The sequence below is a fragment of the Nonomuraea sp. CA-143628 genome, assembly GCF_050942315.1.
Classification (GTDB): Bacteria; Actinomycetota; Actinomycetes; order Streptosporangiales; family Streptosporangiaceae; genus Nonomuraea.
Genome location: NZ_CP192072.1, coordinates 10,507,261 through 10,529,865 on the forward strand (window position 1 = coordinate 10,507,261; position 22,605 = coordinate 10,529,865).

Consider the following 22,605-nt stretch of genomic DNA (forward strand, 5'->3'; position numbering starts at 1 on the left):
TATGTCATGACATCCAGATGACGTAAAGGCCTGCCGATATTTCAGGAGTGTGTCCGCATGCTGCATCTTTGTCACGAGGAGGTTTCGGTGGCGGTCCGACCCTAGCCGATCCACTTACTGGGGTTTCGGTCGGGGAAGAACTACCGGCATAGCGGACATCCGAATGTCATGACAATATGCCATAGTAGGCACGAAGGCTCCGTCACTGGAGGTGCGTTGTACGACCTGATCACGATCGGCCGCTCCGGGGTCGACGTCTATCCGCTGCAGACCGGCGTGGGCCTGGCCCACGTCGACACCTTCGGTAAGTTCCTCGGCGGGAGCCCGACAAACGTCGCGGTCGCGGCCGCGCGCCATGGGCTGCGCGCCGCCGTGATCACCGCGGTCGGCGCCGACCCCTTCGGGGAGTACGTACGGCAGGCGATCCGCGGTTTCGGCGTGGACGACTCCTTCGTGGCCACCGTCGAAGGTCCCCCGACGCCCGTCACGTTCTGCGAGATCTTCCCGCCGGACGACTTCCCGCTCTACTTCTACCGGGGCGAGCATCCGCCCGACCTGCAACTGACCGCCGAGTCGCTGGACCTGACCGCGATCCGGGACACGAAGCTGTTCTGGTTCACCGGCACCGGCCTCAGCCAGGAGCCGAGCCGGGCCGCGCACGCCGCCGCCCTGGCCGCGCGCACGTCCGGCTGGACCGTCTTCGACCTGGACCACCGCCCCATGCTGTGGGAGTCGCCCGAGGCTTCCCAGGAGGCGGTGCGCCAGGCGCTTCCGCACGCCAACGTGGCCGTCGGCAACCTCGACGAGGTGGAGAACGCGGTGGGCACCCGCGACCCGGAGGCGGCCGCGCAGGCACTGCTCGACGCCGGGATGCGCGTCGCCATCGTCAAGATGGGCCCCAACGGGGTGCTGGCCCGCAGCAGGGACGAGTACGTGGTGGCGGAGCCGGTCAAGGTCGACGTGGTCAACGGCATCGGCGCGGGCGACGCGTTCGGCGGCGCCGTCTGCCTGGGGCTGCTGAGCGGCTGGCCGCTGGAGCGGACGATCCGCTTCGCCAACGCCGCCGGCGCCTACGTGGCCGCCCGCCTGGCCTGCGCCGACGCGATGCCCACGACTGACGAGGTGCAGGCACTCCTATGAGCGACACGACGCTGCCCCGAACCGCCCGCTACGACCACCTGACCCACATCCGGGCCACCAGGCCGGAGGAGATCGAACGCGCCGCCGCCCGGCGGCAGCGCCGGGGGCTGCCGGGTGAGGGCGAGCGCCTGCTGATCATCGCGGCCGACCATCCGGCGCGCGGGTCGCTCGGCGTCCGCGACCGGCCGCTGGCCATGGCCAGCCGCCCCGACCTGCTCGACCGGCTCCAGACGGCGCTGGCCAGGCCCGGCGTGGCCGGCATCCTGGCCTCCCCCGACGTGCTGGAGGACCTGCTGCTGCTCGGCGCCCTGGAGGAGAAGCTGGCCTTCGGCTCGATGAACCGGGGCGGCCTGCAGGGCTCGGTGTTCGAGCTGGACGACCGCTTCACCGGTTTCGACGCGGCCGCCATCGACGCGATGCGCCTCGACGGCGGCAAGATGCTCTGCCGCATCGACCCGGCCGACCACGCCACGGTCACCACGCTCGAATCATGCGCCCACGCGGTCACCGACCTGGCCCGCCGGCGACTGCTGGCGATGGTCGAGCCGTTCTGGGCGGCGCGTACGGAGGCGGGCGTCCTGCGCAACGACCTGTCGCCCGAGGCGGTCATCCGGTCGATCAGCGTCGCCCAGGCACTCGGCACGACCTCCGCCTACACCTGGCTGAAGATCCCCGCGGTCGCCGAGATGGAGCGCGTCATGGCCGCCACCACGCTGCCCGCGCTGCTGCTCGGCGGCGACCCGCCCGACATCGACGCCGCCTACGCCGACTGGGACCGCGCGCTGCGCCTGCCGGGGGTGCGCGGGCTCGTCATCGGCCGCGCGCTGCTCTACCCTCCGGACGACGACGTGGCCGCGGCGGTGGACGGCGCGGCGGCTCTGGTTCGAGAGGTGCGCTCATGACATACCTTCCGTACGGCAAGGCCGCCGGCGGGTCGTGGCCGGTGGAGATCACGCCTGCCTTGGCCGGTTGGACCTACTCGGGGCTACGCGTGGCCGACCTCGGCGCCACCTCAACCGGCGCCACCTCGACCGCCGTCACCTTCTCGACCGGTGAGGAGGAGATGCTGGTCCTGCCGTTGTCGGGCTCGTGCACGGTGACGTGCGATGGTGAGCGGTTCGAGCTGGCCGGCCGCGCGTCGGTCTTCACCGGCCCCTCCGACTTCGCCTATATCCCGATTTCTACTGATGTGACGGTGGAGGGGACGGGCCGCATCGCGTTCCCCTCCGCTCGGGCGACCCGGCGGCTGGCGCCACGGTACGTCCCGGCCTCGGAGGTGCCGGTCGAGATCCGGGGCGCGGGCCAGGCCAGCCGGCAGGTGAACAACTTCTGCGCCCCCGGCGTCTTCGAGTGCGACAAACTCGTGGCCGTGGAGGTCCTCACGCCGGGCGGCAACTGGTCGTCCTATCCCCCGCACAAGCACGACACCCCCAACGAGGGCGAAGCCGTGCTGGAGGAGATCTACTACTTCGAGGTGGCCGACGGCGGCCTGGGCTACCAGCGCGTCTACTCCTCCGAGCGGGGCCAGATCGACACGCTGGCCGAGGTCTCCTCAGGTGACGTGGTGCTGGTGCCCTATGGCTACCACGGCCCGTCGATGGCCGCGCCCGGCTACGACCTGTACTACCTGAACGTCCTGGCCGGTCCCGCCGAGGAGCGGTCGATGGCGTTCTGCGACGACCCCCGGCACGCCTGGATCCGTTCTTCCTGGGACGCCCAGGCCATCGATGCGAGACTGCCGTTCGGGAGGACTTCATGACCCGTTTGACCGTGGCGCAGGCTGTGGTGCGCTTCCTGGCCCGGCAGTGGAGCGAGCGCGACGGCGTCGAGCACCGGTTGTTCGGCGGCTGCTTCGGCATCTTCGGCCACGGCAACGTGGCCGGGCTCGGCCAGGCGCTGGCCACCTCGACCGAGGACCTGCCCTACCGCCTGAGCCGCAACGAACAGGCCATGGTGCACGCGGCCGCCGCCTACGCGCGGGCCGCCAACCGGCTGTCCACGCTGGCCTGCACCACCTCGATCGGCCCCGGCGCGACCAACATGATCACTGGCGCGGCGGGCGCGACGATCAACCGGCTGCCCGTGCTGCTGCTGCCCGGTGACGTGTTCTCCACCCGGGTCGCCAATCCGGTGCTCCAGGAGCTCGAAGACGCCCGCTCGTACGACATCTCGGTCAACGACTGCTTCAAGCCGGTCTCGCGCTTCTGGGACCGGATCAACCGGCCAGAACAGCTTCCCTCGGCGCTGCTGGCCGCCATGCGGGTGCTCACCGACCCGGCCGAGACGGGCGCGGTGACGCTGGCGCTGCCGCAGGACGTCCAGGCCGAGGCGTACGACTGGCCGGAGGAGCTGTTCGAGCGCCGCCTCTGGCACGTGCCGCGACCGTGCCCCGAGCGGGCGGCCCTGGCGCGGGCGGCCGAGCTGATCAAGTCGGCGAGCCGGCCGCTGATCATCGCCGGCGGCGGGGTGATCTACAGCGAGGCAACGGCCGAGCTGCGGTCCTTCGCCGAGGCGTACGGCATCCCGGTCGCCGAGACGCAGGCGGGCAAGGGCGCGCTGCCGTACGGGCACCCGCTCGCGATGGGCGCGGTCGGCGCGACCGGCACCACCGCGGCCAACGCGCTGGCCCGCGAGGCCGATCTGATCATCGGCGTCGGCACCCGCTACAGCGACTTCACCACGGCCTCCCGCACGCTCTTCTCGGCTGAGGCCCGGTTCGTCAACCTGAACATCACCGGCTTCGACGCGGCCAAGCTGTCGGGGCTCCAGCTCGTGGCCGACGCCCGCGAGGGCCTGACCGAGCTGACCGGGGCCTGCGCGGGCTGGAGCACCACGGAGTCCTACCGCTCGCGCGCCGCCGAGTTGTCGGCGGCCTGGGACGCGGTGGTGGACGAGGCGTACGCGCTGGACGGCCGGCCGATGCCGCAGTCGGCCGTGATCGGCGCGGTCAACGCCGCGGCCGGCGACGACGGCGTGGTGGTCTGCGCGGCCGGCTCCATGCCCGGCGACCTGCACAAACTGTGGCGGCCGAGCGGCCCTGGCAGCTATCACGTGGAGTACGGCTACTCCTGCATGGGCTACGAGATCGCCGGCGGGCTGGGCATCAAGATGGCCGTCCCCGACCGCGAGGTGTTCGTCATGGTGGGCGACGGGTCCTACCTGATGATGGCCCAGGAAATCGTCACGGCCGTCTCCGAGGGCATCAAGCTGATCGTGGTGCTGGTGGACAACTCCGGCTTCGCCTCGATCGGCCGCCTCTCGGAGAGCGTCGGCGCCCAGCGGCTCGGCACCTCCTACGCCTACCGGGGCACCGGCCGCTACGACGGCGACGGCCTGCCCGTGGACCTGGCCGCCAACGCCGCCAGCCTCGGCGCCACCGTGCTGCGGCCCGACACGCTGACCGACTTCCGCAAGGCTCTGGAGGCGGCCCGCGCCGCTGAGGAGACGACCGTGATCTATGTCCGCGCCGACCCCATGATCGACAGTCCGTCGTCGGAGGCGTGGTGGGACGTCCCGGTCGCCGAGCTCTCGACCGCGCCGGAAGGCCCTATGGTGCGCGCTTCGTACGAGTCCGAGAAGAGCGCCCAGAAGCCGCACATCACACCAACCTGACCGATCGGCGGCGCGCGCCGGGGTCTCCCCTGGCGCGCGGGCCGCTCAGAGCAGGAGTTCGAGCTCCAGCTCATGCTTGATCGGGATGCCGTCGGATTCCAGGGGAATGCCCGGTTTGAGGCGGCGTGCGGCGTCCACTCCGTGCCGGTGCAGGGCCACCAGGTCGAACCCGTACCTCTGGTAGAAGCGCAGCGCGTGGGTGTTGTCGTTCGTGGTGACCAGCCGGAGCCTGGCGACGCCGTCCTCGGCCGCCGCGGCGCGCACGGCGTCGAGCAGCGCCTTCCCGACGCCCCTTCCGGGGATGACGGCGTCGATCGTGATGATCTCCACCGTGTCGTCCTCCCTCGCGTACGTCACGACGCCCGCCAGTTCGCCGCCGTCGAAGGCGAGGTAGCCGGGCAGCCCAGCGGCGTCGATCAGCTCGCCGCGCCCGAGCGCGACCACCGTGGCACCGCCCCAGCTGGCGGTCAGGACCCGCGTGACCGCGGCGAGGTCTTCGGGCTCGATCGCTCGCACAGAGATCGCCATGCCCCATTATGTGGTCCTGGACGCGACCGGCCGCTGAGGTCGTGGCTCGCCGGGTCAGGCGCGCTGTTGCAGGCGCGCTGCTTCAAGCACGCTGCTTCAAGCACGCTGCTTCAGGACGTCGGCGATGCCCGCCAGGAACGAGTCGACGTCCGCGATCAGGTAGCCGGGCCGCAGCAGCACGGTCGAGAACTTCGCCTCGCGCACGTCCTTGGCCGTCACCGGGTAGTCGGTGGTACCGCGCAGCGTGGCCACGATCCGGTCCAGGAAGGCGTCGACCTCGTCCTCGTTGTAGCCCGTGCCCATCCGCCCGGGCCGGAAGGCCACCCGCTCCACCCGCGCCGCCTGCGTCTCGAACCACTCCTCGCGCAGCATCTCACCGGTCGGCTCGGTCATGGCCAGCCGTACGGGACTCTTGGCCCGCGTCTCCAGCGCCACCACGAACGCCTCCAGCGCGAAGTCCACCGCGGTCTCCTGGTAACCGCCGCGCCTGGCCCGGAACGTCGCCCTGCGTACGTCGTCGGCCGTGACCTGCTCGATGTCGCGCGGCCCCCTGCCCAGTGTCGCCTCGATGCGCCCGATCAGGGCGTCGACCTCGACCGGGTCATAGCCTGAACGCATACCCATGACGCGTGGAAAGCGGTTCAAGCTCACTCCTTCTGCGGTGTGCTGGGGGCCCGCTCATATTGTGGGGCTCTTTATCCTGACAATGCGAACTGAGATATACCGTTACTGCACCATGCGATTGACCAAGGTCTCTTTCCGTTATCGAAGACGTGATCCTTCTGTCATGAAGGACGTGGACGCGCACCTTGATCCCGGTGACGTGATCGAGGTCACCGGCGTCAACGGTGCGGGCAAGTCCACGCTGCTCCGCCTGCTGGCCGGGCTCACCAAGCCGTCGTCGGGCACCATCACCGACCGCCCTGCGGTGGTCGGCTTCGCCCCCGACCGCTTCCCGCTGGAGCAACCCTTCACGGTCTCCGGCTACCTGCGCCACATGTCCCGGATACGCGGCGGCGCCCGCTGGGAGCCCTGGGCGGAGCGCCTCGGCATGGCTCACCTGCTCGGCCTGCGGCTGGGCGAGTTATCGAAGGGCAGCGCCCACAAGGTCGGGCTGACCCAGGCCCTGATGTGCGGGCCCGGCCTGCTCATCCTGGACGAGCCGTTCGCGGGGCTCGACGCCGACACCCGCGAGGTGCTCCCGTCCATCGTCACGGAACTCTCCGAGGGCGGCGCCATCGTGGTCGCCAGCGACCACCAGGGCGGCCTGCGCCACCTTCCCTCCATCCGGCACTGGACGGTGGTTGACGGCCTGGTCAAGGAGGGTACGGCGGGGCAGCGGGCGACCGTGCGGGTGGATCTGCCGGTGGACGAGGTCCGGTCGTTCGTGGCCAGGATGCGTGACGAGGGCTACCGGGTCCAGGACGTGTCCGTCGCCAATGTTGCGGACGTCGCCGACGTCACCGAGGAGCAGCGATGATCGCCCTGACCGTCTTCCGGGTCGCGGCCTACATCCGGTCCCACCGGATTTTCCAGGCGCTCCTGCTCATGCTCGCGCTGGTCGCGATCCTCTACGGCAGCCGCGCGCCCAAGGGCGCCGAGACCGAGGTCCTCACGGACGCCGCTGTGCTGGTGATCCCGGTCCTGGCATGGGCCAGCAGGAGCCTGCTCGACACCGAGCCGGATCAGCAGCGCGCCATGTCGGCGATCAGCGTGGGGGGCCGGTTGCGCGAGCTGAGCGCGGGCCTGCTGGCGGCCTTCGCGACGTCCCTGGTGCTCATCGCGCTGGCCCTGGGCTGGGGTCTGGCGCTGGGCGTCAGCACGGTCCCGGCGCCTGAGGAGTTCGCCGCGGTCCTGACGTTGTACGGCCTCGCGACGCTCGCCGGGGTCACGCTCGGCGCGCTCACCAGCCGGGCGATCCTGCGCTCCCCCGCGATCTCCATCATGTCGCTGCTGCTGGGCTTCCTGGTCATGCTGATGCTCAGCGCCTCGCCTCTGTACTGGCTCACGGTCCCGGTCATCACCTGGATGAAGTCCGCGAACTCCGCCGAACTGACCGCCCGGCTGCCTGAGCTCGCGACCATCTCGCTGGCGTGGTGCCTGCTCGGCCTGGGTTGTTACGCCTGGCTGCGCCGTACCCGGCCCTGAAAGACGAGGGGAACGTCACGCGCGCCCTCTTTTGCCATTAGGTTAGTGAGTACTCACCCACCTATGAGGAGTCAGGCGTCATGAAGGTGATCTGTGTCGGCGACAGCATCACGCGTGGTCAGGTCAGCGCGAACTACGTGAAAATGCTGGAGTCCAGGCTGCCGGGCACCACTGTGATCAACGCGGGCGTCAACTACGACGTCTCCGCCCATGTGCTGGACCGGCTCTCCGAGGTCGTCGACCAGGATCCCGACGTGGTCACCGTGCTCATCGGCACCAACGACGCCACCGCCACGCTGGGCGAGACGACCGCCCGCAAGCTGCGCGACCGGTGGAAGCTGGCCGAGGACATCAGCGCCGACGGCTACGCGGCGAACCTCTCCGCCATCGCCACCCGGCTCAAGGACGAGACGCGGGCCCGCATCGCGCTGATCTCGCCGCCGGTGCTCGGCGAGGACCTCGACTCAACCGCGCTGCGACGGACGTCGGAGTTCGGGGAGATCGTCCGTAAGGTGGCGGCCGAGCAGTTCGTGCAGTATCTCCCGCTCAACGAGCAGATGGTGGCGCACCTGGAGAAGGCGGACCGCACGCCGCGCGTCCACTACCGGGCGGACAGCCTGCTGGCGCCCACCGCCGCGATGCAGCACTTCTTTCTCGGGCGCGGCTTCGACTCGATCGCCAAGAGCCGCGGCCTGCTGCTGACCACGGACACCGTCCATCTGAACAGCCGCGGCGCCGGGATGATCGCGGACCTGATCGAAGGCGTCGTGCGCTCTTCCTGAGCTTTCCGCCGGAGCCCTCCCAGAGCTCTTCCCTGGGCTTCCGAGCTCTTCCCAGGGGCTATTCGGCGGCGGCGAGCTGGCCGCAGGCGCCGTCGATCTCGCGGCCGCGGGTGTCGCGGACGGTCACCGGCACACCGTGGTATTCGAGCCGCCGCACGAACGCCCGCTCGTCCTCCGGCCGGGAGGCGGTCCACTTGGAGCCGGGCGTCGGGTTGAGCGGGATCAGGTTGACGTGCACCAGCTTGTTGCGCACCAGCTTGCCGAGCAGGTCGGCCCGCCACTCCTGGTCGTTGATGTCCTTGATCAGCGCGTACTCGATCGAGATCCGCCGCTTGGTCTTGGCCGCGTACGCCCAGGCGGCGTCGAGGACCTCCGACACCTTCCAGCGCGTGTTGATCGGCACCAGCGTGTCGCGCAGCTCGTCGTCGGGTGCGTGCAGGGACAGGGCGAGCGTGACCGGAAGGCCCTCGTCGGCGAGCTTGCCGATGGCGGGCACCAGGCCGACCGTGGAGACCGTGACGCCGCGCGCCGAGATGCCGAGGCCGTGCGGGGCGGGCTCCACCATCCGGCGTACGGCCCCGATGACCTGCTTGTAGTTGGCCAGCGGCTCGCCCATGCCCATGAAGACCACGTTGCTCACCCGCCCCGTGCCACCGGGCACCTCGCCCGCGGCCAGCGCGCGGGCGCCGGAGACCACCTGCTCGACGATCTCGGCGGTGGACATGTTGCGGGTCAGCCCGGCCTGGCCGGTGGCGCAGAACGGGCAGTTCATGCCGCAGCCGGCCTGTGACGACACGCACATCGTCACCCGGTCGGGATAGCGCATCAGCACCGACTCGACCAGCGCGCCGTCGAACAGCCGCCACAGCGTCTTGCGGGTGGTGCCGGCGTCGGTGGTCTGCTCCTTGACCGGGGTGAGCAGTGATGGCAGCAGCACCGACAGCTTGTCGCGGGCCGCCGCGGGAAGGTCGGTCATCGCGTGCACGTCGGCGTTCAGGCGCTCGAAGTAGTGCCGGGACAGCTGGTCGGCGCGGAACGCCTTCTCGCCGAGCTCGGCCACCGCGGCGCGGCGGTCGGGCATGGACAGGTCCGCCAGGTGCCGAGCCGGCTTGGCCCTGCGCGGCGCGACGAAGGTGAGCTGGCCTGGCTGCTGGGACACGTTTCTGCCTTTGCTTGGGTGGTTACCGACCAGGGTAGTGAACGCTCGGCTCCCAAGTGACATTCCATGAGGGAGCTCCCGGTGGCGGTAGCCCTCGCATGAGGGTGGGGGCCGATCTAGAGTGCATCTCGTATGGCGATTTTCCGGTCGGCTTCTGGCGAGGGGCAGACCGAGGTCGTCCTCACCGCCGGCAACCCGTACGGCAGCCGGACGCTCGTGGTCGAGCGGGACGAGGACGCCTCGGTAGCTTACCTGTGCTCGCCTGACGGCGCCGTGCACGGCGCCGTGTGGCTGGCCAACCACCGCCCCGCGCCCGAGGTGGTCGATCTGGCCAGGCTCAACTCCGGGTTGCCGCCGCTCATGCCCCGGCCCAACACCACGCACCCGGCCGGGCGCCGGCCGCTCGGGCAGTTGACGACGCTGTGGTTCGAGGAGGGCGACGGGGTCGCGGTCTATGAGGACGAGGACCTGCTGGCGGTCATCCCCGGGTGGGCCGACATGAGCAGGGGCATGCCCGGCTACGCCCGTGACGCCGTGGGTGAGACGCCGTTCGCCTGGGCGCTGTCCGAGGCGCTCGAAGGGCTGCGGCCGCGCATCTCCAACGCCAGGTCCTACTGGCGCTGGCGGCATGGGGAGGGGGCCTGGGCGTCGTTCCAGGAGTTCGTCATGGGGCATCTCGAACGGGGGCTCGGGCCGGCCGGGCGCTACTGGGACGTGAGCGGGGAGCGGCTGCCGGCTGTCGGCATCACCGAGCGGCCGCCGTACGGGCGGCGGGGGTTCACGGTGCTGTCGACGGTCGGTATGAGCTGCCAGCGGATGCCCACCGTCGAGCAGTGGATCGACCGGCCGGGCGCGTACGCCCGGATCGAGCTGGCCGTGGCCACCCGCGAGGATCCGCGCGAGGCGGCGCTGCTGCTCGTGTGGCTGTCGCAGTATCCGTGGCACTCGGTCACGTGGCTAGGGCATGGGCATACTGCCAAGTGGTATCACGAGCCGGCCACGTTCCCGCTGGGCCCGCAGTACGCGGGAGTCATGATGGTCGCCGACCCACCCGCCATGCCGGATTTATCAGGATTCGCCTTCGGTGGTGAGGCCGTCCGCTGGCTCTGGCTCCAGCCGATCACCATCGAGGCGATGGAAGAACACCGCCACTAGCGTCAGGAACCATTAGTGTCAGGAACCATTAGTGTCAGGGAACACGGAGACGCGTCAGAAGAACACCGTCATCAGCAGCCAGACCGGCACCAGCGTGGTCACCAGCGAGTCGAGCCGATCCATGAGACCGCCATGACCCGGCAGGAGCGTGCCCAGGTCCTTGATGCCGAGGTCCCGCTTGATGATCGACTCGATCAGGTCACCGACGGTCGCCAGCACCGCCACGAGCGCGCCGATCAGGGCGCCCTGCCAGAGCCGCCCGTCCATGAGCCAGCTCACCAGCCAGGCGCCCACCGCCACGCACGCGATGATGGACCCGGCCATGCCCTCCCAGGTCTTCTTCGGGCTGATGACGGTCATCTGGTGCTTGCCGAACAGCACGCCCGCGATGTAGCCGCCGATGTCACTGGCCACGGTCACCGCGATGAAGATGACCACCCGATCACGGCCGTCACCGGGCGCCAGCAGCAACGCCGCGAACCCGGCCAGCAGCGGCGGATAGACCAGGATGAACACCGAAGCGGTCGTGTCGCGTACGTAGCCGTCGGTGCCGTCGCTGAACATCCGCCAGATCAGCAGGACGAAGACGACCACCACGAACGCGCCGAGCAGCCAGACGGGCCCGCCCCAGTAGGCACCGGCGAACATCGCGACCATGCCACCGAGCAGGGGCACGGCCGGCACCTTGATGCCGCGGCTCCCGAACGCCTGGATCAGCTCCATGACCCCGACGCCCACGGCGCCCGCCAGCACCAGGAGAAAGAGTTCTTTGACGGTGTAGAGCGTGCCGATGACCAGCGCGCCCAACCCCAAGCCCACCGCTATGGCGGCAGGAAGGTTCCGTCCGGTACGGCTGCCGCCGCTCGGGCTGGTGCCAGCCGTACTTTCGTCCACAGATCTCTTCCCGGGTCTTCCATGAGCCACGGCCCCCGCCACCGGGGCGAGGGCCGTGCGGCGCGCCGCTCAGACCTCGAGCAGCTCGGTTTCCTTGTGCTTGAGCAGCTCGTCGATCTTGGCGACGTGCTTCTGGGTGATGTCGTCGAGCTCCTTCTCCGCGCGGCGGACCTCGTCCTCGCCCGCCTCTCCATCCTTGATCATCTTGTCGAGGATCTCTTTGGCGGAGCGGCGGATGTTGCGCACGGACACCTTGGCGTGCTCGCCCTTGTTCCTGGCGACCTTGATGTACTCCTTGCGCCGGTCCTCCGACAGCTCGGGGAACGACACGCGGATCACCGCCCCGTCATTGCCGGGGTTGACGCCAAGGTCGGAGTCACGGATCGCCTTCTCGATCGCGGCCATCGAACCCTTGTCGTAGGGCTGGATGATCACCATGCGGGCCTCGGGCACGTGGAACGAGGCCAGCTGCTGGATCGGGGTCGGCGTGCCGTAGTACTCGGCATTGATCTTGTTGAACATCGAAGGGGTTACCCGGCCCGTCCGGATGCCCGCGAAGTCCTCCTTCGCGACCGCAACGGCCTTGTCCATCTTGTCCTCGGCTTCGAGGAGGGTTTCGTCGATCACAGCGGCTCCCTGTCTACTAGCTGGCGATATCGGGCGCGCTCCCTCATTTACCTGCGGGACTCACCAGCGTGCCGATTTTCTCACCGCGGACCGCTCGCAGGATGTTGCCCTCGCCCATCAGGTCGAAGACGACGATCGGGAGGTCGTTGTCCTTGCACAGGCTGATCGCGGTGGCGTCCATGACCTGGAGGTCGCGGATCAGCACCTCGCCGTAGTCGAGGTGGTCGAACCTGACCGCGTCGGGATTCTTGCGTGGATCGGAGTCGTAGACCCCGTCCACCTGAGTGCCCTTGAGCAGCGCCTCGGCGCCGATCTCCAGGGCGCGCTGGGACGCCGCGGTGTCGGTGGAGAAGAACGGCGAGCCGAGCCCGGCGCCGAAGATGACCACGCGCCCCTTCTCCAGGTGCCTGATCGCGCGGCGCGGCAGGAACGGCTCGGCGACCTGCTGCATGGTGATGGCGGTCTGCACGCGGGTCTCGACGCCGCGCCGCTCCAGGAAGTCCTGCAGCGCGAGACAGTTGATGACGGTGCCCAGCATCCCCATGTAGTCGGCGCGGGCGCGGTCGATGCCCTGCTCGGACAGCGCCGCGCCGCGGAACATGTTGCCGCCGCCGACCACCACCGACACCTGCACACCCTCGCGTACGGCCTCGGCGATCGAGTCGGCCAGGTGATCGACCACCAGCGGGTCGATGCCCAGCGGGTCGCCACCGGCGAACGCCTCACCTGACAGCTTCAGCATGACCCGCTTCCACCGGAGCGGATTCTGATACGAAGAAGCCGCCGACGTAGCTGGCTCCTGGTTCTCCTGCACGGCGGCGGCCTCCCTCTTAGGCGGTTCGATGGGCTGGAATTTCGTTCAAGCCTAAGCCTGGCCGACCTTGAAGCGAACGAAGGCCAGCACCTCGGCACCGTTCTCCTCGGCGTACTTGCCGACGGTCTTCTTGTTGTCCTTGACGAACGCCTGCTGGAGCAGGGTGAAGTCCTTGTACCAGCCGTTGACGCGACCCTCGACGATCTTGCCGATGGCGGCCTCGGGCTTGCCCTCCTCGCGCGTCATCTCCTCGAAGAGCTTGCGCTCCTTCTCGACGACGTCGGCGGGCACGGCGGCGGCGTTGAGGTATTGAGGAGCCATCGCGGCGGCGTGCTGCGCGATGTCCTTGGCGACCTCGGAGTTCGGCTTGTCGAGCTGGACCAGCACGCCGACGGCCGGCGGCAGCGCCGGGTCGGTGCGGTGCATGTAGGCGCCGATGTAGCCGCCCTCCAGCACCGCGAAGCGGCGGATCTCGATCTTCTCGCCCAGCGCGGCGTTGGCCTCGTCGAGGTGCTCCTTGACGGTCTTGCCGTCAACCGAGGACTCGAGCAGCGTCGCCACATCGGCCGGCTTGGTGGCCAGGATGTGCTCGACGACCTGACCGGCCAGCTCCTGGAAGCGCTCGCCCTTGGCCACGAAGTCGGTCTCGCAGTTGAGCTCCAGCAGCGCGGCGGCGGAGTCGCCGTCCTGCTTGAGCGCGACCAGGCCGTTGGAGGCGGTGCGCGCCTCGCGCTTGCCCACGTCCTTGGCGCCCTTGAGGCGCAGCAGCTCGATGGCGCGGTCGATGTCGCCGTCAGCCTCTTCGAGCGCCTTCTTGCAAGACATCATTCCGGCCGCGGTGATCTCGCGAAGCCGCTTGACGTCGGCCATGTTCACGGAAGCCATTGCTTTTTTCCTTGTGGGATTTCGTCGTGGATCGGGTGGGCGCCGACCTTCCGGCACCCACCCTATGGTTCGAACGGCCGGCGGCTGCCGTACAGGAGCTCAGCGTCTTACCTGGTGAGCAGCCCTGCCTTCGCGGCTTTCCCGGCTCTTCCGGCCTTGCCCGGCGGCGGGGGTCTTGACCCCCGCCGCCGGACTCAGCGTCTGCGATTTCCGCTCGGCCTCGCGTGCGGGTCACTCCACGGAGCCGGGCTCGGTAGGCGACTGCTCGCCACCTCGGTGTTTACCCGAGGTGTGAGCGGTCAGGCCTGCTGCTCGGTCTCGCCCTCGGCGGCGGCCGGAGCGGCCTCAGCCGCGACCTCAGCCTCAGGGGCAGCGGCCTCAGCCTCAGGGGCAGCGGCCTCGGCCTCGGGAGCGGCGGCCTCGGCGGCCGGCTCAGGGGCGGCCTGCTCGGCGGCGCCCTGCTCGATGAGCTCGCGCTCCCACTCGGCCAGCGGCTCGGCGGCAGCGGGCTTCTCGTCACCGCGGGCGGCGCCCGAGCGAGCCATCAGACCGGCCGCGACACCGTCGGCGACGACCCTGGTCAGCAGGCCGACGGCGCGGATGGCGTCGTCGTTGCCGGGGATCGGGTAGTCGACCTCGTCGGGGTCGCAGTTGGTGTCGAGGATCGCGACGACAGGGATGCCAAGCTTCTTGGCCTCGCTGATCGCGATGTGCTCCTTCTTGGTGTCGACGATCCACACCGCGCTGGGCACGCGGCCCATGTCACGGATGCCGCCGAGCGTGCGCTCGAGCTTGTCCTTCTCACGCCGGCGCATGAGGAGCTCCTTCTTGGTGAGCCCCGAGGCGGCGACGTTGTCGAAGTCGAGCTCCTCGAGCTCCTTCAGACGCTGAAGCCTCTTGTGCACGGTGGAGAAGTTGGTGAGCATGCCACCCAGCCAGCGCTGGTTGACGTACGGCATGCCGACGCGAGCCGCCTGCTCGGAGATGGCTTCCTGCGCCTGCTTCTTGGTGCCGATGAACAGGATCGTGCCGCCGTGGGCGACCGTCTCCTTGACGAAGTCGTAGGCACGGTCGATGAACGACAGCGACTTCTGCAGGTCGATGATGTAGATGCCGTTGCGCTCGGTGAAGATGAAGCGCTTCATCTTCGGGTTCCAGCGGCGGGTCTGGTGCCCGAAGTGAACGCCGCTCTCGAGCAGCTGTCGCATGGTGACGACGGGGGCCATGTGATGGTCCTCCAGGTCTGGGCGCCCGTGCGGGCGGGCGCGGTTCTCGGTTGTGCCGCGGCAGCCCAGTGGCTGTCGCCCTGATGCCCCGAACCCGTTCCAGCCGAGCCGTGGCTCGGACCGATGGCGCGGTCCGCGATGGGGCATGCGAAGTCGGCCTGTGATGCCCAGGCCACCCAAAAGTCTACCTCCCACGCCGCCCCGGCCTGACCGTCTCGGGTCAGCCCGCGTCGTGGTCCTCCGTGGGCAGCCCAGGCGCCGCCCTCCGTACATGCGGGAAGAGATTGACCTGGGCCTCGGCGATCCTGGCACCAGGAGGCGCCGCCCGCTCATCGCGATGGCGTGCCAGGTACGGCTCGAACAGCTTCTCGACCTCGACGTTGAGCCGCGCCATCTCCTCGGCGTCGAGCCGCAGCATCAGGCGGCTGAAGCGGGTCGCCTCGCGCCACTCCTCGGGCTCCTGGTCGATGTTCTCCAGCGCCCGCCGGGCCTCCTCGTCCGCTTCCTTGCGAAACGCCTGGATCAGCAGGTGCTTGGCCTCACGCACCTCCGGCTGGTCGCCGGGCTGGACGCCGACCGACAGGGGCGTACTCGTCGGCTTCCAGACCCGCTCCCGCCCGTCGCCGCGCGGGGGCGCGTCCTCCACGAACCCGTACTTGGCCAGCATGCGCAGGTGGTAACTGGCGGCACTCGGAGTGATGCCGGCGACCTCGGCGACCTCGGTGGCGGTGGCGCTGCCGTCGACACCCAGCCGGTTCAGGATCGCCAGCCGGGCCGGGTGCGCCAGGGCCCGCATCGCCTTGGGGTCACTGAGGCTCTCCCGCGTCATGGCACCAAGGTACCCGGAAGTGATGTGAAGCATTGCCTTCATAACCATGAAGGGTTACTTTCATAGTTATGAAGCATTCCCTTCACAAACCGGCGCCGGACCTCACCCCGCTCCTCAAACAGCGGGACTATCGACTGCTCTGGACCGCTCGCACCATCTCCATAACCGGCTCCGAGGTGTCCAAGCTGGCCGTGCCGCTGACCGCGGTCACCCTGCTCGCCGCCTCCCCCATGGAAATGGGCCTGCTCACCGCCGCGGCCTCACTACCCGCCCTGCTCCTCGGCCTCCAGTCGGGCGCGATCGCCGACCGTCTCTCGCGCCACCGGCCCCTCATGATCGCCTGCGAACTCGTCTCCTGCGCCGCCGCGCTGACGGTCCCTGTGGCCTGGCTCCTGGGCGTGCTCAACGCGTTCTGGCTCATCGTCGTCGCCCTGGTCATCGGCTCAGCGGGCGTGCTCTTCAGGGCCGCGAACTTTCCGCACGTGGCCGCGATCGTCTCCCCCGAACAGCGGACAGAGGCCATGGCCGGCTTCCACGCCTCCTACTCAGTGGCTTCCGTCGGCGGCCCCGGCCTGGCCGGGCTCCTCGTACAGCTGCTGACGGCCCCGCTGGCGGTGTTCACGGAGGCGCTGTCGTTCCTGGCATCGGCAGTGCTGCTGCGCTCGATCCGTACCCCGGAGAAGAACGAGCCGGCCCCCTCCCGAGGCATGTGGCGAGACGTGACCGAAGGGCTCCGCGCCGGCATCACCCATCCCGTGCTCCGCGCCCTTCTCGGCGCGGGTATCACGATCAACTTCTTCGCCATGGCCTATACGGCCGTCTACATGCTGTACATGGTGAACACACTCGGCATCCCCAGGGGCCTCATCGGCGCCCTCATCGCCCTCGGCGGCGTCGGCGGGCTCATCGGCGCCTGGATCACCACCCGCGCCGCCAAACGCTACGGCGAGAACCGCGTGCTCCTCGTCTCCGTACTCTTCTTCCCGATCGAAATCCTGGCGGTGGGCCTGCTCAGCGGGCCTCTCTGGTGGAAGCTGGCTCTGCTCACGCTCACCGGCGTCGTCACGGGCGGCATCGTTGTCGCGTTCGCCACCTGCATGGGCGCGATCGTCCTGCGCGAAGCCGCCCCGGAACTCCGTGGCCGGGTCAATGCCACCATGACGTTCGCCGTACAGGGCGTCATGGCTCTGGGCGGCCTCGCGGGTGGCGCGCTGGCCGAATTCGCGGGCCTGCGTCCCGTCATTCTCGTCTCAGGGGTCGGCATCGCGCTCAGTACGATCTGGATCTGGACCTCTCCCTTGCGCTCTGGCCGCCGCCATCGCTTCGCGGACCCCACTGACCCGGCATCGACCCAGCCCTCGCCAGAGCCCTCGAAGCCTTGACCCTTCCAATGGAGCATCCAGCGTTGCCATTCGTGACATACGACGGCTCAGGCGGCCGCACCCCGGCCTCAGCCACCAACCCTTCGAGCACAACCCTTCACCTGGCCAGACACGGCCCCTCGTCTGGCTAGATCAACTCGTCCGCCAGTAGGTCCATGAGCAACCCGTCGTGAAACTCTCCACTCGCCGGATCCCGCTCATAGGCGCGCATAATCCCCACCCGTTTGAACCCCACCCGCTCGTAGGCATTGATGGCCACCGTGTTGTGCGCCGCGGGATCGATGGTCAGCCGGTGATGCCCCCGCTCCTCGATCAACCATCGCGCCAACGTACGAACGGCTTCCTGCCCGAACCCGCGTCCATGCCACCGTGGTCCGAGGAAGATGTCGATCCCCGAGCTGCGATACATCGGATCCTCGACTTCCTCGTACTGGATCGCCCCGATCACCTCGCCGCCGACCGTGATGGCCAGCATGTCGTCGAACTCATCGACCGGCCCCCACCACTTGGCCACCTCCGGCGTCCCCGCGATCTCCCGCAGCCTCGCCTCGTCATCCCGTACGACGTCCCGCAGGATCACCCGGGACCCACGCAGCTCAACCATGCCGCCTCCCCAACCCCGCCCGCGCCACGATGCCAGCGGATATCCACAGGCTTACCGACCCGCGCCCTCCTTTTCCACAGAATTACGTTCGCCCCTCCGACCGGCCCCACCTCTCCCGCAAACTCACCGCATGCCCATCCACCTCACCCCCTGCTGTCCGTCACCTCTCACCTACTCCAGTCCCACCCCTCCATCACCGCATCGCCACCATCCGCTTCGCTGCCACCCCGACACTCCCAACAGCCACTCCAGCCCCGAATCCCCGCGGTCCCTCGGCTCCAAATCCCCGCACTCCTGCAATAGCAGCAGGTCAACCCATCCCCCGCCAACAAAGCCTCTTCGGCGAGGAGCACCCGCATGCCCGGTGACGCTTCTGGCCGCCCTCCTCGCCCTCGCCATTCCCCCGATCCTCTTGGCACTCGCGAGCCCCGCCGCCGCCGACCGCCTCACCTGGCGATGGCCGCTGGACGGACACCCCAGAGTCCTCCGCCAGTTCGCACCCCCACCCGAGCCATGGCTCTCGGGCCACCGGGGCATCGATCTCGGCGCCCCACCCAGCACCCCTGTCGTAGCCGCAGGCCCAGGCATCGTCCGCTTCGCCGGCCCCCTCGCGGGCCGGGGTGTGGTCACCATCGAGCACATGGACGGCCTACGCACGACATACCTGCCGGTCAACGCATCAGTGCGCCGGCACCAGCGCGTCACGCCCGGCACTCGCCTCGGAGTCATCGAACGCCCAACAGGCCACTGCCGACAATCCTGTCTTCACTGGGGCCTCCTGCGCGGCTCCCGCTACCTTGACCCCTTGCTCCTCCTTGGCCGAGCCCACATCCGCCTGCTCCCTTATTGGGACCTGGACGCCCTGGACACCGCCGCCCTCTGGACGCAGCCACAATCCTCAAGCACCGAACGCCTCCACCCGGCACCCGCCGACATGGCTCCCTCCAAAGCGACAACGGCAACCACCCGACCGCTGACATCGCCACCTCAGCCAGGTCGCACCCCTGCACCCGGCCCCACCGTTTCGGGCGAACCCTCCTGGCCTCCCGCCGCCAACCCCGCCTTCCGCTTCGCGGCACGTTCCGCCTCGACACCCGCCATCTCGGTCATCAGCGTGGGCACGCTGTTCAGCGCATTGCTGCTGTTCACCCTGATCCGCCGCCATCGAAGTACGCGCACGAAGCGACCCCGCCCCTCGCAAGGTCAGCACCGCAAACAGCCCCCACGAAGGCGCGGGCGCAGAGCCACGACCACCAAGCCGTGACCTGGAGCGGGCGTCTGCCTGGGGCCTTGGACAGCGCCCCGCTGAGCGGTGGATCCACGATTTCGCTGTATCGGTTCGCCGAACAGCATCTGATACCGGATCACACCCGGGGCGAACGCCCCTCACCCCACAGCGCTGTGCGGCGGGCGCCGAAGGGGCCTCGCGCACCAGGCCCGAGACCCCTCCGCTTACGCGTTATCGCAGGTTGTAAGCGCGGATGACGGTGTAGTCCACGGTGCTGCCATCGGCCCGCTCCGCGTGCGCCCGGAAGGACACCGACCCCTTGGCCGGATGGTTCAGCGGCGCCAGCCACGTGTCCAGCCCGGTCGGCACCAGGTTCGCCTTCCGCCAGGTGGCTCCCTCATCGTAAGAGACCTCGACACCGACTCGCCGCAGCGGTGAGGCGGCCGAGCCGGGCTGCGCCTTCAGGCTCACGGGCACCATCGACGGCTTGCCGGCCGGCGCGCTGTTGACCAGGTCGACCTTGGGCGTGAAGGAGAACGACGCCAGCGGCAGGTAGGTCCACTTGTCATTGCTCACCTCGCTGGACTTGAACGTCCAGGCACCGCTGATCTTGGTGGAGGCGTTGAACCCGGTCGTGCGGTCCACGTCGTACTCCAGCCGGTAGGTGCTTTCGCCCGCCGGCACCGGTCCGCTCGCGTCGTAGAAGTACTTCGGAATCTCGACCAGCTGGACGCCGTCGCGGTAGAACCCGACCCGGCCCTTGTCGAGCAGCGAGTAACCGGTGTGCCCGGAGTCGTCGCCGAACGGCGGGACGTTCAGCACAATGGTGTTGCCGACCCGGGCGACGTACGTGCGCGCGTTGAGCTTCGGACCGGCCGGCCCGCGCTGCCAGTCGACCACGTAGCGCCTGCCCTGCTGCCAGGTGGTGTTGTCATACCAGAACTGCGTCTGGCTCGCGCCGCTCTGCTCCCATCGGTTGTCCCAGACGACATCCTTCGCGCTGTAGTAGATCGTCCGCGTGCTGGGCAGGTCGTACATGATCGGTCCGGACATCGCGGCCCCGCCCTCGGGCGGGAAACCGAAGTTGTGCATGTAGCCCGTCTGCTTGCCCGCGGTCACGCTGTGGTTGCGGTTGACCACGGTCGCCAGCTCGCCGGGCCGCACGGTGTGGCGATAGCCGGTGAGGAAGCGGCCGCGGGTGAACTGCACGAGGTCGTACTCGTACGGCGAGCCGTAGAACGTGCCGTCGGCCGCCGGCTCGGCCCAGAAGCTGCGCACCTCCGACACCAGCGTGCCCTCGTCGGCCTTCACCTCGCCGCCCAGGTCGGCGGTGTACAGCTTGCCGAAGTCGCCGGCGACGATCCGCGCCGCCAGGCCGTACCCGCGCGGCAGGCTTCGGTAGAAGCCGGCGGCGGCCATCCGGGTCCGCGCCGAGGACTTCGGTACGGTCACCGACACCGATGTGCCCTGGCGCGCGTCGAGCGTGACTACCCCGTCATCGGTGTGGCCGACAGCGAGGTTGGGCTGCACCAGCAACGTCGAGCTGCCATCAGGACTGATCACCGTGGCCTGGACGTGGTAACGGCCCGGCCGGAGCTTGGCGGTAACCGTTCCCGAGGCGTTGAAGGGAACCTGGTAGACGTCGAGATCGAGGCCGACCACCGCCAGGTCGTAGTCACTCGCGGGCGAGCCCGCGCGGTCGGTGAGCTTGAAGGTGACGGTGCGTGACTCGTGGCCCTTCGTGATCGCCAGCGGGATCCTCACGGACACGCCCTGCGCGTTCGAGGCGAGCAACGTCCCGGTGAAGGTCCCGGTCGCCGACGGCACCCGGGTGTCGGCGGTCAGCGTGACGTCCGCGGTCCCGCCCGCCGGCACGACCACCTGGCGGGGACTGACCGTGAAAAGCCCGTCCGGACCGGTTCCCGTGGTCGCGAGGTCGAGTGTGACAGGCTCGGCGCCGTCGTTGCGGTAGGTGACCGTCTTCGTCACAGGCACGTCATCCTCGGCCGGCCAGGGTTGCGACCCGAGCGCGAGGCTGGTGACGTTGGGCAGGATGGCCTGCTGGACCGCACGGCCGACATCGACCCGGCCCGCGCCTTGCTGGAAGGCGTTCAGGTCCGGATTCGGCTTGGCCGCCGCGACCAGCGCCGCCTTGAGGTCGGGGCCGGTCCACTTCGGATGCGACTGTGCCAGCAGCGCCGCGGCGGCCGCGACGTGCGGCGTGGCCATCGACGTCCCGTTGAGCTGGGTGTAGCCGGGAGAGTACGCCGGATAGTCCGACCCCTTTGCCAGCGCCGCGACGATGCCGACGCCTGGAGCGGTGATGTCCGGCTTGATCTCGCCGTCGAGGCGGGGGCCGCGGTTGGAGAAAGAGGCAAGATTGTCCTGCTTGTCGACCGCGCCGACCGCGAGCGCGGCGTCCGCGGTGGCCGGCGAGGACACCCCGCCGTCGCGGCCCTCGTTGCCCGCGGCCACGACGAAGAGCGTGCCGGTGCTCGCGGTCAGGCGGTTCACCGCCTCCTCAAGAGGGTCGACGCCCGGGAAGTCGGTTCCGCCCAGGCTCATGTTGACCACCTTCGCCCGCCCGGCGGCCCACTCCATCCCCGCCAGGATCGCCGACTCGGTGCAGGTACGAGTGCTGCACACCTTGCCGTTCAGCAGCTTCGCCCCCGGCGCCGCACCACGGTACTTCCCGTTCGACGCCGCACCGCTGCCGGCGATCGTGGATGCGACATGCGTGCCGTGCCCGACGTTGTCGGCGGTGTCGGCCGCGTCGGTGAAGTTCTTCTCCTCGATGACCTTCCCTGCCAGGTCAGGGTGAGTGCCGTCGATCCCGGTGTCCAGGACGGCGACGGTCACCCCGCTACCGTCGTACCCGGCCGCCCAGGCGATGGGCGCGCCGATCTGCGGCACGCTCTGGTCCAGCGAGACCTCCCGCTTGCCGTCGAGCCAGATCCGCCCGATGCCGGCCGCCGTGCTCCGCTGGGCTTTACCGCCGGTCGTCGTCACCTCGGCCCAGAACTCGCGTGCCTTGGCCTTGCCGACCTTCACCGCGGCCGCGCCGATGCTCGGCAGCGTGCGGGTGACCTTCCCGGCCGACTTGACCCGCGCCGCGGCCTCGGCCTCATACGACACGATGGTGGGCAGTTCGGCGGCGTGCGCGTCGTCGTACCCGGCCTGGGCGAGCCCGGTCACGTCGAAAAGCCGCCGGTCGAGCCGGGCGGTCGACACCAGATTCAGGGCGTCGTTCGGCACGACGAACTGGTGATTGTCGCGTTCGTACGTGTTGAAACCGACCCTCTCCCGGCCAAGGGCCGGAGTGATCGAGATCCGGTTCCCCTCGACATAGACCCGGTCGCCCGTCAGCAGGGTGATCCACGATCCCCGGGGCGCGGCGGACTGCGTGCCGGCGGTCCACCGCGCGGGTGCGGGGTCGGCGCTCGGAGTGGGCTCCGCGCTCGCGACGGAGACCAGGCTGCCGGTCAAGAGGGTGGTGGTGACTAAGAAGACGGGCAGGCGCCAGCGCCAGGACGTCCGAGACATCGAGTTCCTCCCTGATGGTTCAGGGAAGATTCTCAAATCCGGATATTGG

Annotated in this window: 21 protein-coding genes; 10 read left to right on the top strand and 11 right to left on the bottom strand. The window is 69.3% G+C overall.

What is annotated here, in order from left to right; genetic code table 11:
* Nucleotides 1-216: 216 nt before the first annotated feature.
* Genes iolC through iolD form a run of 4 tightly spaced genes read left to right on the top strand, consistent with a single transcriptional unit; the run spans nt 217 to nt 4,752 of the window.
* Nucleotides 217-1,140 carry a 5-dehydro-2-deoxygluconokinase gene (iolC, locus tag ACQP2T_RS47590; protein WP_433511429.1) on the top strand — a complete coding sequence of 308 codons (924 nt, stop codon included), beginning with the start codon at nt 217-219 and terminating at the stop codon, nt 1,138-1,140.
* Nucleotides 1,137-2,042 carry a Cgl0159 family (beta/alpha)8-fold protein gene (locus tag ACQP2T_RS47595; protein WP_433511430.1) on the top strand — a complete coding sequence of 302 codons (906 nt, stop codon included), beginning with the start codon at nt 1,137-1,139 and terminating at the stop codon, nt 2,040-2,042. Before iolC ends, ACQP2T_RS47595 begins: the two co-directional genes overlap by 4 nt.
* The gene (iolB, locus tag ACQP2T_RS47600; protein WP_433511431.1) at nt 2,039-2,899 is read left to right on the top strand and encodes a 5-deoxy-glucuronate isomerase; all 861 of its coding nucleotides are present in this window, start codon (nt 2,039-2,041) and stop codon (nt 2,897-2,899) included. The genes ACQP2T_RS47595 and iolB overlap by 4 nt, the downstream gene beginning before the upstream one ends.
* On the top strand, nt 2,896-4,752 hold the full coding sequence (gene iolD / locus ACQP2T_RS47605; RefSeq protein WP_433511432.1) for a 3D-(3,5/4)-trihydroxycyclohexane-1,2-dione acylhydrolase (decyclizing): 1,857 nt from the start codon (nt 2,896-2,898) through the stop codon (nt 4,750-4,752). Before iolB ends, iolD begins: the two co-directional genes overlap by 4 nt.
* 45 nt (nt 4,753-4,797) lie before the next feature.
* On the opposite strand, the gene ACQP2T_RS47610 is transcribed toward iolD, so the two are convergent.
* Both ACQP2T_RS47610 and ACQP2T_RS47615 read right to left on the bottom strand, forming a co-directional pair.
* The gene (locus tag ACQP2T_RS47610; protein WP_433511433.1) at nt 4,798-5,280 is read right to left on the bottom strand and encodes an N-acetyltransferase family protein; all 483 of its coding nucleotides are present in this window, start codon (nt 5,278-5,280) and stop codon (nt 4,798-4,800) included.
* 96 nt (nt 5,281-5,376) lie between these two features.
* Nucleotides 5,377-5,904: a DivIVA domain-containing protein gene (locus tag ACQP2T_RS47615; RefSeq protein WP_225290531.1), complete on the bottom strand. Its 528-nt coding sequence runs from the start codon at nt 5,902-5,904 to the stop codon at nt 5,377-5,379.
* A 163-nt stretch (nt 5,905-6,067) separates the two neighbouring features.
* Here ACQP2T_RS47615 and ACQP2T_RS47620 point away from each other — a divergent pair, with 163 nt between their 5' ends.
* From ACQP2T_RS47620 to ACQP2T_RS47630, 3 genes are all read left to right on the top strand, one after another.
* Entirely contained in the window at nt 6,068-6,760 is a 693-nt protein-coding gene (locus tag ACQP2T_RS47620) for an ATP-binding cassette domain-containing protein (protein ID WP_433511434.1), read from the top strand.
* Entirely contained in the window at nt 6,757-7,428 is a 672-nt protein-coding gene (locus tag ACQP2T_RS47625; RefSeq protein WP_433511435.1) for a hypothetical protein, read from the top strand. Before ACQP2T_RS47620 ends, ACQP2T_RS47625 begins: the two co-directional genes overlap by 4 nt.
* Nucleotides 7,429-7,508: 80 nt before the next feature.
* Nucleotides 7,509-8,210, top strand: coding sequence for an SGNH/GDSL hydrolase family protein (locus ACQP2T_RS47630; RefSeq protein ID WP_433511436.1), 702 nt, complete (start codon nt 7,509-7,511; stop codon nt 8,208-8,210).
* 58 nt (nt 8,211-8,268) lie between these two features.
* On the opposite strand, the gene rlmN is transcribed toward ACQP2T_RS47630, so the two are convergent.
* Entirely contained in the window at nt 8,269-9,369 is a 1,101-nt protein-coding gene (gene rlmN, locus ACQP2T_RS47635) for a 23S rRNA (adenine(2503)-C(2))-methyltransferase RlmN (protein ID WP_433511437.1), read from the bottom strand.
* A gap of 132 nt (nt 9,370-9,501) precedes the next feature.
* Between rlmN and ACQP2T_RS47640 the strand changes: the two genes are divergently transcribed.
* Entirely contained in the window at nt 9,502-10,524 is a 1,023-nt protein-coding gene (locus ACQP2T_RS47640; protein WP_433511438.1) for a suppressor of fused domain protein, read from the top strand.
* 54 nt (nt 10,525-10,578) lie between these two features.
* Here the strand turns inward: ACQP2T_RS47640 and ACQP2T_RS47645 are convergent, their stop codons facing one another.
* The 6 genes from ACQP2T_RS47645 to ACQP2T_RS47670 form a co-directional block, all read right to left on the bottom strand.
* Entirely contained in the window at nt 10,579-11,418 is an 840-nt protein-coding gene (locus tag ACQP2T_RS47645) for a phosphatidate cytidylyltransferase (RefSeq protein ID WP_433511439.1), read from the bottom strand.
* Nucleotides 11,419-11,487: 69 nt separating this feature from the next.
* On the bottom strand, nt 11,488-12,045 hold the full coding sequence (gene frr, locus ACQP2T_RS47650; protein ID WP_433511440.1) for a ribosome recycling factor: 558 nt from the start codon (nt 12,043-12,045) through the stop codon (nt 11,488-11,490).
* Nucleotides 12,046-12,088: 43 nt separating this feature from the next.
* Nucleotides 12,089-12,787 (bottom strand): UMP kinase, encoded by a 699-nt coding sequence (gene pyrH / locus ACQP2T_RS47655; RefSeq protein ID WP_225290523.1) that lies wholly within the window; start codon nt 12,785-12,787, stop codon nt 12,089-12,091.
* 123 nt (nt 12,788-12,910) lie between these two features.
* Nucleotides 12,911-13,744 carry a translation elongation factor Ts gene (gene tsf / locus ACQP2T_RS47660; RefSeq protein WP_433511441.1) on the bottom strand — a complete coding sequence of 278 codons (834 nt, stop codon included), beginning with the start codon at nt 13,742-13,744 and terminating at the stop codon, nt 12,911-12,913.
* A 299-nt stretch (nt 13,745-14,043) separates the two neighbouring features.
* A complete protein-coding gene (rpsB, locus tag ACQP2T_RS47665) occupies nt 14,044-14,970 on the bottom strand; it encodes a 30S ribosomal protein S2 (RefSeq protein WP_433511442.1) in 927 nt (308 codons plus the stop codon).
* A gap of 220 nt (nt 14,971-15,190) precedes the next feature.
* Nucleotides 15,191-15,799, bottom strand: coding sequence for an ArsR/SmtB family transcription factor (locus tag ACQP2T_RS47670; protein ID WP_357942971.1), 609 nt, complete (start codon nt 15,797-15,799; stop codon nt 15,191-15,193).
* Nucleotides 15,800-15,867: 68 nt separating this feature from the next.
* Between ACQP2T_RS47670 and ACQP2T_RS47675 the strand changes: the two genes are divergently transcribed.
* A complete protein-coding gene (locus ACQP2T_RS47675; RefSeq protein WP_433511443.1) occupies nt 15,868-17,181 on the top strand; it encodes an MFS transporter in 1,314 nt (437 codons plus the stop codon).
* Between the two features lie 127 nt (nt 17,182-17,308).
* On the opposite strand, the gene ACQP2T_RS47680 is transcribed toward ACQP2T_RS47675, so the two are convergent.
* Nucleotides 17,309-17,785 (bottom strand): GNAT family N-acetyltransferase, encoded by a 477-nt coding sequence (locus ACQP2T_RS47680; RefSeq protein WP_433511444.1) that lies wholly within the window; start codon nt 17,783-17,785, stop codon nt 17,309-17,311.
* 130 nt (nt 17,786-17,915) lie between these two features.
* Between ACQP2T_RS47680 and ACQP2T_RS47685 the strand changes: the two genes are divergently transcribed.
* A complete protein-coding gene (locus ACQP2T_RS47685; protein ID WP_433511445.1) occupies nt 17,916-19,049 on the top strand; it encodes a peptidoglycan DD-metalloendopeptidase family protein in 1,134 nt (377 codons plus the stop codon).
* Between the two features lie 195 nt (nt 19,050-19,244).
* On the opposite strand, the gene ACQP2T_RS47690 is transcribed toward ACQP2T_RS47685, so the two are convergent.
* Nucleotides 19,245-22,556: a S8 family serine peptidase gene (locus tag ACQP2T_RS47690; RefSeq protein ID WP_433511446.1), complete on the bottom strand. Its 3,312-nt coding sequence runs from the start codon at nt 22,554-22,556 to the stop codon at nt 19,245-19,247.
* Nucleotides 22,557-22,605 lie beyond the last annotated feature (49 nt).

What these genes read in the sequence shown, in the direction of transcription:
- ACQP2T_RS47680 (WP_433511444.1), bottom strand. Translation starts at nt 17,785, where the DNA reads ATGGTTGAGCTGCGTGGGTCCCGGGTGATCCTGCGGGACGTCGTACGG.
- tsf (WP_433511441.1), bottom strand. Translation starts at nt 13,744, where the DNA reads ATGGCTTCCGTGAACATGGCCGACGTCAAGCGGCTTCGCGAGATCACC.
- ACQP2T_RS47625 (WP_433511435.1), top strand. Translation starts at nt 6,757, where the DNA reads ATGATCGCCCTGACCGTCTTCCGGGTCGCGGCCTACATCCGGTCCCAC.
- ACQP2T_RS47620 (WP_433511434.1), top strand. Translation starts at nt 6,068, where the DNA reads ATGAAGGACGTGGACGCGCACCTTGATCCCGGTGACGTGATCGAGGTC.
- ACQP2T_RS47675 (WP_433511443.1), top strand. Translation starts at nt 15,868, where the DNA reads ATGAAGCATTCCCTTCACAAACCGGCGCCGGACCTCACCCCGCTCCTC.
- ACQP2T_RS47690 (WP_433511446.1), bottom strand. Translation starts at nt 22,556, where the DNA reads ATGTCTCGGACGTCCTGGCGCTGGCGCCTGCCCGTCTTCTTAGTCACC.
- ACQP2T_RS47610 (WP_433511433.1), bottom strand. Translation starts at nt 5,280, where the DNA reads ATGGCGATCTCTGTGCGAGCGATCGAGCCCGAAGACCTCGCCGCGGTC.
- ACQP2T_RS47630 (WP_433511436.1), top strand. Translation starts at nt 7,509, where the DNA reads ATGAAGGTGATCTGTGTCGGCGACAGCATCACGCGTGGTCAGGTCAGC.
- ACQP2T_RS47670 (WP_357942971.1), bottom strand. Translation starts at nt 15,799, where the DNA reads ATGACGCGGGAGAGCCTCAGTGACCCCAAGGCGATGCGGGCCCTGGCG.
- ACQP2T_RS47685 (WP_433511445.1), top strand. Translation starts at nt 17,916, where the DNA reads ATGCCCATCCACCTCACCCCCTGCTGTCCGTCACCTCTCACCTACTCC.
- rpsB (WP_433511442.1), bottom strand. Translation starts at nt 14,970, where the DNA reads ATGGCCCCCGTCGTCACCATGCGACAGCTGCTCGAGAGCGGCGTTCAC.
- iolB (WP_433511431.1), top strand. Translation starts at nt 2,039, where the DNA reads ATGACATACCTTCCGTACGGCAAGGCCGCCGGCGGGTCGTGGCCGGTG.
- pyrH (WP_225290523.1), bottom strand. Translation starts at nt 12,787, where the DNA reads ATGCTGAAGCTGTCAGGTGAGGCGTTCGCCGGTGGCGACCCGCTGGGC.
- ACQP2T_RS47640 (WP_433511438.1), top strand. Translation starts at nt 9,502, where the DNA reads ATGGCGATTTTCCGGTCGGCTTCTGGCGAGGGGCAGACCGAGGTCGTC.
- ACQP2T_RS47595 (WP_433511430.1), top strand. Translation starts at nt 1,137, where the DNA reads ATGAGCGACACGACGCTGCCCCGAACCGCCCGCTACGACCACCTGACC.
- iolD (WP_433511432.1), top strand. Translation starts at nt 2,896, where the DNA reads ATGACCCGTTTGACCGTGGCGCAGGCTGTGGTGCGCTTCCTGGCCCGG.
- ACQP2T_RS47615 (WP_225290531.1), bottom strand. Translation starts at nt 5,904, where the DNA reads ATGGGTATGCGTTCAGGCTATGACCCGGTCGAGGTCGACGCCCTGATC.